This window comes from Kribbella sp. NPDC050281 (assembly GCF_040655855.1).
Lineage (GTDB): Bacteria > Actinomycetota > Actinomycetes > Propionibacteriales > Kribbellaceae > Kribbella.
On record NZ_JBFAKS010000003.1, the window covers coordinates 338,734 to 347,504 of the forward strand.

At 68.7% G+C, this 8,771-nt stretch carries 7 protein-coding genes; 2 read left to right on the forward strand and 5 right to left on the reverse strand.

The window, feature by feature from the left end; translation table 11 throughout:
- Position 1 precedes the first annotated feature (1 nt).
- The 5 genes from AB0I34_RS05890 to AB0I34_RS05910 form a co-directional block, all read right to left on the reverse strand.
- Positions 2-838: an ABC transporter permease subunit gene (locus tag AB0I34_RS05890; protein WP_131350915.1), complete on the reverse strand. Its 837-nt coding sequence runs from the start codon at positions 836-838 to the stop codon at positions 2-4.
- On the reverse strand, positions 835-1,719 hold the full coding sequence (locus tag AB0I34_RS05895) for a sugar ABC transporter permease (protein ID WP_360440061.1): 885 nt from the start codon (positions 1,717-1,719) through the stop codon (positions 835-837). The genes AB0I34_RS05890 and AB0I34_RS05895 overlap by 4 nt, the downstream gene beginning before the upstream one ends.
- The gene (locus AB0I34_RS05900) at positions 1,716-2,804 is read right to left on the reverse strand and encodes an ABC transporter ATP-binding protein (protein ID WP_360440064.1); all 1,089 of its coding nucleotides are present in this window, start codon (positions 2,802-2,804) and stop codon (positions 1,716-1,718) included. Before AB0I34_RS05900 ends, AB0I34_RS05895 begins: the two co-directional genes overlap by 4 nt.
- Entirely contained in the window at positions 2,801-4,030 is a 1,230-nt protein-coding gene (locus AB0I34_RS05905) for an extracellular solute-binding protein (RefSeq protein ID WP_360440067.1), read from the reverse strand. The genes AB0I34_RS05900 and AB0I34_RS05905 overlap by 4 nt, the downstream gene beginning before the upstream one ends.
- A gap of 70 nt (positions 4,031-4,100) precedes the next feature.
- Positions 4,101-5,090, reverse strand: a complete 990-nt coding sequence (locus AB0I34_RS05910) for a LacI family DNA-binding transcriptional regulator (RefSeq protein WP_360440070.1) — start codon at positions 5,088-5,090, stop codon at positions 4,101-4,103.
- Positions 5,091-5,273: 183 nt separating this feature from the next.
- Between AB0I34_RS05910 and uxaC the strand changes: the two genes are divergently transcribed.
- Both uxaC and AB0I34_RS05920 read left to right on the forward strand, forming a co-directional pair.
- Positions 5,274-6,680, forward strand: a complete 1,407-nt coding sequence (uxaC, locus tag AB0I34_RS05915) for a glucuronate isomerase (protein WP_360440073.1) — start codon at positions 5,274-5,276, stop codon at positions 6,678-6,680.
- Positions 6,681-7,077: 397 nt separating this feature from the next.
- The gene (locus AB0I34_RS05920) at positions 7,078-8,610 is read left to right on the forward strand and encodes a right-handed parallel beta-helix repeat-containing protein (protein ID WP_360440076.1); all 1,533 of its coding nucleotides are present in this window, start codon (positions 7,078-7,080) and stop codon (positions 8,608-8,610) included.
- Positions 8,611-8,771: the final 161 nt, after the last annotated feature.

The window sequence follows — 8,771 nt, forward strand, 5'->3', positions numbered from 1 at the left end:
TTCATTCGGGTTCTTCCTTCACACGGGCGACCAACTGCGTGGGGTTGACGAAACGCAGCGCGACCACGAGCAACACCAGCATCATCGCCGTGTACATGACCGCCATCGCGTCGACCGACTGCTGGGCACGTATCCCGGCCGCCGACATCGAGTAGTACAGCGCGACCACCAATGTCTGCGAGTCCGGACCGGCGGTGAGGAAGGTCAGCTCGAACATCCCCACGGTACGGACCAGCACCAAGATGGCCGAGGCCAGCAGGCCCGGCACGAGCAGCGGTGCGAGGATGCGCAGGAACACCGCGCGGGTGTTCGCCCCGAGCATCCGGGCCGCGCTCTCGATCTTCGGATCCACCTGCTCGATGAACGGCGTCATGGTCAGGATCACGAACGGCACCGACGGCACCAGGTTCGCCAGCACCACGCCGGACAGGTGACCCGCGAAACCGAACTTGTACAGCACGGTCGCGAGTGGGATGCCGTACGTGATCGGTGGCATCAGGATCGGCAGCAGGAAGGTCAGGTACACCAGCCGCTTGCCCGGGAAGTTCTGCCGGGCCAGCACGTACGCCGCCGGCGCACCGACCAGGACCGACAGTACGACGACCAGTCCCGAGGCGATCAGGGTCACGGAGATGACCTGCAACAACCCGAACTCGTGCCACGCGTCGCCGTACCACTGCGTCGTGAAGCCGTCCGGGACCCACGTGTCGAACCAGCGGCGGCCGAACGAGCTGACCAGCACCGACCCGACCACACCGGCCAGGTTGACGAAGAAGAACACCACCACGGCCCAGATCAGCCAAGCGGTCGGCGTCGCCTTGAGGGCTCGCGTGCTCATCCCTTGCCTCCTGTCGATCCGGTGTAGAGCCGCGACCGCCACAGCAGCACGACCGCCACCACGACCAGCTCGACCACGCCCATGATCATCGCGATCGCCGAGGCGTAGGCGTAGTCGTACTGCTCGTACGCCGCCTGGTACGCGGCCAGCGAGATCACCCGGGTCGATCCGGCCGGGTTTCCGACCAGGACCGCCGACGGGAAGACCGAGAACGCGAGCACGAACGTGAGCAGGAACGTCGTCGCCAGCCCGGGAGCCAGCAGCGGCAGCGTGATCCGGCGGAACCGCTGCGCCCGGGACGCGCCGAGCGTCGCGGCGGCCCGTTCGAGGGTGGGATCGATACCGCTCAGGTACGACAGCACCAGCAGGAACGCGAACGGGAACCCGGTGATGACGAGCGAGAAGAACACGCCCCAGTAGTTGTTGGTCAGCCGGATCGGGTCGTCGATCAGATGGACGGCCATCAGGATCCGGTTGAACCAGCCGGTCGGGCCGAGATAGTTCAGCAGGCCCTGCGCCGTCAGCACTGTGCCGAGCGTGATCGGTACGACGAGCACCGTCGTGAGCAGCCGTTTGCCGCGGAACCGGCCGCGCATCCGGAATGCGATCGGCACCGCGGCGAGCACGTTCAGCAGTGCCGCGGGCAGCGCGATCTTCAGCGTCGTGACGATCGTGTCGCGCTGATAGGCGTCGTTGAAGAACTTCTGGTAGTTGGCCAGAGCCCCGCCGCCCTTCAGCGGCTGGAACGACAGACTCAGCCCGTACAGGAACGGGTAGATGAAGAGCAGCAGCACGAAGACAGTGGCCGGCAGCAACAACCAGAGCCGCCGGTCGACGCCGCGCTCGGCCAGCCGGTGCTGCCAGCTCGCGGTCTCGCTCATACCGCGAGCCCCGCTGTCACCAGCTCGGCCGCGGGACGGTCGGACGCGTACACCAGCAGGCGGCTCGGGTCGATGGCCACCGACACCGACTCACCGGCCTGGACCTTGCGTTCGGTCCGGGCGTGGAGACGCGTGCCGTCGTCCAGCACGACCTCCACCGCGAGCTCGCGGCCTTGGTACTCGACCACCTCGACGAGACCCTGCAGGCCTTCGGTGCCGAGCTTCACGTCCTCGGGCCGCACCGCCACGACCACGTCCTCGCCGGCGGCGACCGTACCTTGCGCCACGCCGTCGATCGTCGTACCGCCGAGCGGGACCGTCACGACCTCGCCGGCCACGCTCCGCGCCGCGAGAGGCAACAGGTTGCGGTAGCCCATGAAGTCGGCGACGTGCCAGGTGGTCGGCGTCGTGTGCACCTCCTCAGGCGTGCCGATCTGTTGCACCCGGCCCTCCCGCATCACGACCAGGCGGTCGGCCATGCTGAGCGCCTCCTCCTGGTCGTGCGTCACGTACACCGTGGTCAGGCCGAGCGACTGGTGCAGGCGGCGGATCTCGGTCCGCATCTCCAGCCGGAGCTTCGCGTCCAGGTTGCTGAGCGGTTCGTCCATCAGCACCAGCGACGGCTCGAGCACAGTCGCCCGGGCAATCGCGACGCGTTGCTGCTGACCACCTGACAGCTGCCCGGGCAGCTTGCCGGCGTGCTCCTCGAGCCGGACCATCTCGATCGCCGCGGTGGTCCGGCGCCGTACCTCGTCCTTCGGCAGCCGGCGCATCCGCAGACCGAACGCGATGTTGTCCCGGACGGTCAGGTGTGGGAACAGCGCGTAGTTCTGGAAGACCATGCCGAAGCCGCGCTTCTCCGGCGGCAGCGTGTCGATCCGCTGGTCGTCCTGCCAGATGCTGCCGGTGGTCAACGGCAGCAACCCGGCCAGACAGTTCAGGGCGGTCGACTTGCCGCAACCGGACGGGCCGAGCAGGGCGATGAACTCGCCCCGCTCGATCGTCAGGTCCAGCCCGGCCAGCGCGTCGGCCGTCCCGAACCGGCGGCCGACGCCCTCCAGCCGGAGCCGGCCGAAACCACTCACGACTTCTTCACCTTGCTGCCGCCGACCTCCCGGTCCCACTTGTCGAACGCCGCGACCAGAGCCTTCGCGTCCAACGGCACCTCGTTCGGAGTGTCGGCAATCAACTTGTCGTACTCCGGCCGGCCGAACTCGGTGATCGCGTCCTGGCTCTCCTGCGGTGCCTTCGACAGGTCGACACCCTTGATCGCCGGACCCGGGTAGAAGTAGCCCTTGTCGTAGGCCTTCGCCTGCTGCTCCGGCGTCAGCATGAACTGCAGCAGCTGCAGGATCGCGGCCTGCTTGTCGGTCGAGACTCCCTTCGGTACGACGGCGTAGTGCGCGTCGGTGACCCAGTGGAAGCCCTTCAGCGGGGTGATCGCGGCCTCCTTCGGCACGGTGCCGAGGACGCGCGGGTTGATGTCCCAGCCCGTCGTACTGGCGATGATGCTGGCCGAACCGTTGGCCAGCGCCTTCATCGTGTCCGCCGTACCGGACGGGTAGAAGTCGACGTACTGGTTGAGCTCCTTGAGGTAGGCCCAGGTCTTGTCCCAGCCGTTGACCGGGTCCTTCGGGTCCTTGTCACCGAGGATGTACGGCAGGCCCATCAGGAAGGTCCGGCCGGGTCCGGAGTTGGCCGGGCGTGCGTACATGACCTTGCCCTTGTTGGCCTTCGCGTAAGCGAGCAACTCCTCGGCCGACTTCGGCGGCGACGCCACCTTGGCCGGCAGGTACTCCAGCAGCGGGCCGGACGGGTAGTACGTGACGGTGACGCCGACGTTGCCGGCCAGACCCTGCATCTTCGCGGCCGGCTCGAGGTAGTCCTTCATGCCGGGCAGCCGATCGGCGTACTTCGGCAGCAGGTCCATCCACAGGCCCTGCTCCGCGCCGGCCGCGAGGCCGTCGGTACCGGTCAGCACCAGGTCGATGTCGACCCGGCCGGCGTCCTGCTGGGCCTTGATCTTGCCGGACAGCTCGGGCGCCGGACCCTTGGAGTAGGTGACCTTGGAGATCACGTCGGAGTGCTGCTTGACGAAGTCGTCGATCATCGGCTGGGTCAGCTGCAGGTTCCCGGCCACGTCGAGGATGTTCAGCGTCACCGCCTTCGAGGGCTTGTCCGGTGCATCGCCGGAGCTGTCGCCGGACGACTGGTTGGGGCTTGTCGGGGCTCCGCACGCGGCCAGTACGGCGAGCAGGCCGACGACGGCTGTGCGGCGGACGCGACGGCCGGTTCTGCGCTGCAGGGGCATCGGGTCTATCTCCTCTGGATCAAGGGCGGGCCCGGCGTGGTGCCGGGATTGATCGGCTCGGGGCGGCAGATCAGGGGCTTGCCGCGGGCCCCGTGGAGTCACGGACGATCAGCTCGCCGTGCAGGGTGCCGCGGGTGTCGACGGTGCTGTCCGGGTCGTCGAGCAGGGCCAGCAGGAGCTCGACCGCGATCCGGCCGGCCTCCTGCTTGGGCAGCCGGACCGTGGTCAGCGCCGGTCGGGCCATCCGGGACATCGCGATGTCGTCGACGCCGACCACGCTCAGATCGCCCGGAACCGAGATCCCCCGTGCGTGCAACCGGGCCAGCAGCCCGATCGCGACCAGGTCGTTGTAGGTGATGACAGCGGTGGCGCCGGAGGCGACGACCTGGTCCGCCGCCGCCATGCCACCTTCGTACGTCGGGCCGAAGTGACCGACCCGGCTCAGCTCGACACCGTGGTCGGCGACGGCGTTCGCCAGGCCGATGCCGCGGTGCTGGGTCGACCACGACGTGACCGGTCCACCGACCCAGGCGAGCCGGCGGTGGCCGAGGGCAACGAGGTGGGCGACGGCCTGCCGCATCCCTTCCTCGTTGTCGTAGGTGATGCCGGGGATGCCCTCGGCGGTGCGGTTGACCAGGACGACGTTCGTGTCCTGGGCGATCGCGGACAGGTCGGCGTCACCGGACCGTGGTGAACACAGGATCAGCCCGTCGACCTGCTTGGACAGCGCACGAACCAGGCCGACCTCCGCGGTCACGTCCTCGTCGGTGTCCGCGACGAACACTGCGGTGTCGGACCGGCGGGCGCGCGCCTGCACGCCCTTGGTGACGCTGGCGAAGAACGGGTTCGCCAGGTCGGGCACGACCAGGCCGATGTTGCCGGTGCGGCCGGTGATCAGACCACGGGCGGCACGGTTGGGCTGGTAGCCGAGCTGCTCGACCGCGGCTGCGACTCGGACCCGGGTCGCGGCGTTGACCATCTCCGGCATCGACAGCGCCCGGGACACGGTGGAAGGCGACACGCCCGCCAGCCGAGCCACGTCACGGATCGTCGCAGGCATGGTCACCTCCTCAGGTCGGCCCCGACGTCGCAGTCTGCAATCGGTTTCACACTTGTGTCAAGAGTTCGTTCACTGTCGATCGACGGTCAGTGAGATTCGCCTTGTGGACAAAGGGTTGTGTGGGCCCGTGCGCACTGCAATCCTTTGCAGTACTCGTTTCAGCCCACTCATCCCGGAGGACCCATGCCGAAGGCCCTGCAGCCTCATCCGGACCGCGCCCTGCCCGCCGGCGAGGCACGCGACGTCGCCCGGCGGATCCACGCGTCGACGAAGGACCTGCCGTTGCTGTGCCTGCACGGGCACGTCGACATCGGGCTGTTCGCGACCGACGCGCCGTTCGGCAACCCGGCCGAGCTGCTGGTCGTCCCGGACCACTACGTGACCCGGATGCTGATCTCCCAGGGCATCTCCCCCGACCGCCTCGGTCTCCCCCGCCGCGACGGCACCGCGCCGGCCGACCCGCGCGACGTCTGGCGGGAGTTCTGCGCGAACTGGCACCTCTTCCTGGGTACGCCGAGCCGGTACTGGCTGGAGCACGAGTTCGCCGAGGTTCTCGGCGTGACCACTCACCCCTCGCCCGAGACCGCGGACGAGCTGTACGACCAGATCTCCGCCCGGATCGCCGAGCCCGAGTTCCGGCCGCGGGCCCTGCTCGACCGGTTCGGGATCGAGCTGATCTCGACCACCGACGCCGCCACCGACGACCTCGCCCAGCACGCGAAGCTCGCCGCGGACCTGCCCGGCCGAGTCGTCCCGACCTTCCGTCCTGACGCCCTCGTGCACCTCGACCGGCCCGGCTGGAGTGTTCTCGCTGCCCGCCTCGGAGAGTTGGCCGACATCGACACCGCGACGTACGACGGATTCCTGGCCGCGATCCGGCAGCGGCGGCAGGCGTTCATCGAGGCGGGCGCGCGGGCGACCGACCACGGGCACTACAGCGCGGCGGCGATCCCGTTGACCGACGCGGAGGCTGCGCGGATCTACACGAGTGCTTTGAAGGGTGATGTGTCAGCAGAGGACGCGAGTGCGTTCGCCGGGCACATGCTGTACCAGTCGGCGGTCATGTCGGCCGAGGACGGGCTGGTGATGCAGCTGCACCCGGGCGTCCTGCGCGACCACGATCCGGAGATCCATGCGGCGTACGGGCCGGACCAGGGGCACGACATTCCGGTGGCGACCGAGTTCACCCGGTCGCTGCGGCCGCTGCTCGAGCGGTTCGGGCACGCGGCTCGTTTCCGGCTGGTGCTGTTCACTGTCGACGAGACCGTGTACTCGCGGGAGCTTGCGCCGCTGGCCGGCGTGTATCCGGCGGTGCGGCTCGGGGCGCCGTGGTGGTTCCTGGACAGCCCGGACGGGATGCGGCGGTTCCGCGAACTGGTGACGGAGACGGCCGGGTTCTACAACATGTCCGGGTTCGTCGACGACACCCGGGCGTTCCTGTCGATCCCCGCCCGGCACGATCTCGCCCGGCGGATCGACGCCGGTTATCTGGCCAACCTCGTCGTACAGCACCGCCTCGACGAGGACGACGCCTTCCAGGTCGCCAAGGACCTCGCCTACAACCTCGCCCGGGACACCTACCTCACCTGACACCACCCGTCGCAACCCACAACAGCCGCCGCCCCAGTGCGCTTGGAGTGGAGCGCGGACAGCAACCGGGGACTGCGGACAAGGTATGACCTGTCCGCGGTCCCCAGATGCTGTCCGCTGTCCCCACGCCCGGCGCGTCCTGACACAGTCCGGGGAGCGCTACCGACCTGAAACGGCAAGCCAGACTCCCCAGTACGCCGCGCCGACACAGCACCCCACCCGGCAAAGTGCGGACCTGTGTCACTCATCAACCGGTGATCGGCGGCGGACCGCTCGTGCGGTCGAGCGTGGGCCGGCTGGGCCGTGTGAACTTGGTGAGTGCCACAGGTCCGCGCCGCCCTGGTGTGCCTGTAGTCTCCTGCAGATCTGTTCGCCGGGGGTGGGTGAAGGGTTGTTGATGAGGCGTCGTGGTGTCGTCGTGGGTGGCGCCGTGTTGGTGCTGCTGCTGGCCGGGTGCTCTGCAGGTGATGGGGACTCAGCCAAGCCGTCCGTGGCGACCCCTGCGGTGACGGTGCCTACTGCCCCACCTGCAGCGGCTGCCGTTGCGCTCGGGCCGACAGGACCTGGTACGGCGAAGGCGTGTGTGGGGACCGCGATCGCGGTGGGGGCGGATCCGCAGAAGGTGATCGACGCGGCGCCGGAAGGTACGACGTTCTGCTTCGCGAAGGGTGTGCATCGGATCAGCCGGGCGATCCGTCCGCGGGCCGGTGACACGCTGGCCGGTGGGAAGGGCGTCGTACTGACCGGGTCTGTGGCGCTGAGTGGGTGGCAGCGGGACGGCGATCGGTGGGTGGTGCGCGGGGTGCTGCCGGCGGCGTACCCGCTGAAAGGACAGTGCGAGGACAACAAGGCGAAGCCGTGCCAGCGGGGCGAGCAGGTGTTCGTCGACGGGAAGCATCTGACGCGGGTGATGAGCCTCGGGGAGCTGGAGCCGGGGACGTTCTTCGGGGACTACGCCTCGAACGCCGTGTACGTCGGTGACGATCCGGACGGCCGCGCGGTCGAGATGTCGCGGACGCCGACTGCGATCGAGAAGTCGGCCGAGGACGTCACCGTGACCGGGTTGACGATCGAGCACTTCGCCAGCCTGCCGCAGGGAGGTGCGCTCCAGGTCGGGCCCGGGTGGAAGGTGGTCTCGAACGAGGTTCGCTGGAACCACGCGGTCGGGATCATGGTGATCGAGGGCGACCAGGCCGAGCTGAGCCGGAACACGGTCGCGGACAACGGGCAGCTCGGGATCGGGCAGTACAAGTCCGAGGGCGTCCGGATCAACGCGAACCTGGTGACCCGGAACAACACCGACGGGTTCTGGATCGCCGACTGGGAGTCCGGGGGGATCAAGTCGACCCGGTCGTCGGGTGAGGTGTCGGGCAACGACATCGTCGGCAATCGGGGCATCGGGATGTGGAGCGACATCGCGGAGTACGACCGGACGATCACCGGGAACCGGATCCGCGGCAACGCGGCGGACGGGATCCGGTACGAGATCAGCTACCAGGCCGTGATCGAGCAGAACGTTGTCGAGGGCAACGGGTATGGGACCGGGCGCGGGTCCGGTGGGAGCCTGTGGGACGGCGGCGGGATCAACGTGAACACGTCCGCCGGGGTGCAGGTCCGCGGCAACCTGGTCAAGGACAACCGCAACGGGATCTCGATCCAGTCCCGCACGCGGGGTGACGGGCCGCGGGGTACGTACGTCCTCCGCGACGTCACGATCGAAGGCAACCTCGTCGTCATGCAGGACGCGGCCTCCAGCACCGGCGTCGTCGAGAACAAGGGCTCCCCCACCCGCCCCGGCGCCGTCACCTTCCGCCACAACAGCTACCAGATCGGCGGCAAGTCCGCCGACCGCTTCGCCTACCAGGGCAAAACCCTCACCTGGCCCCAATGGCAAGAAGCCGGCTTCGACCAAGACTCAATCAGCAGCTAGCCACGGCACGCCCGCTCCGGGGCACCTAGGCCGCACCGGGAGCTCAGCCAGCTCAGGCAGCTGCCGCCTGCCGTGCCGGGTGGTGAGGAAGCTGCGCTCGCCCACTACCCGTCACCCAGTTCGTGGCTGCTCCTCCTGAACGCGCGTGCCCGGTGCGAAGC

Coding starts and splice junctions, on each gene's coding strand:
- AB0I34_RS05890 (WP_131350915.1), bottom strand. CDS start 838: ATGAGCACGCGAGCCCTCAAGGCGACGCCGACCGCTTGGCTGATCTGG.
- AB0I34_RS05895 (WP_360440061.1), bottom strand. CDS start 1,719: ATGAGCGAGACCGCGAGCTGGCAGCACCGGCTGGCCGAGCGCGGCGTC.
- AB0I34_RS05905 (WP_360440067.1), bottom strand. CDS start 4,030: ATGCCCCTGCAGCGCAGAACCGGCCGTCGCGTCCGCCGCACAGCCGTC.
- AB0I34_RS05910 (WP_360440070.1), bottom strand. CDS start 5,090: ATGCCTGCGACGATCCGTGACGTGGCTCGGCTGGCGGGCGTGTCGCCT.
- uxaC (WP_360440073.1), top strand. CDS start 5,274: ATGCCGAAGGCCCTGCAGCCTCATCCGGACCGCGCCCTGCCCGCCGGC.
- AB0I34_RS05920 (WP_360440076.1), top strand. CDS start 7,078: ATGAGGCGTCGTGGTGTCGTCGTGGGTGGCGCCGTGTTGGTGCTGCTG.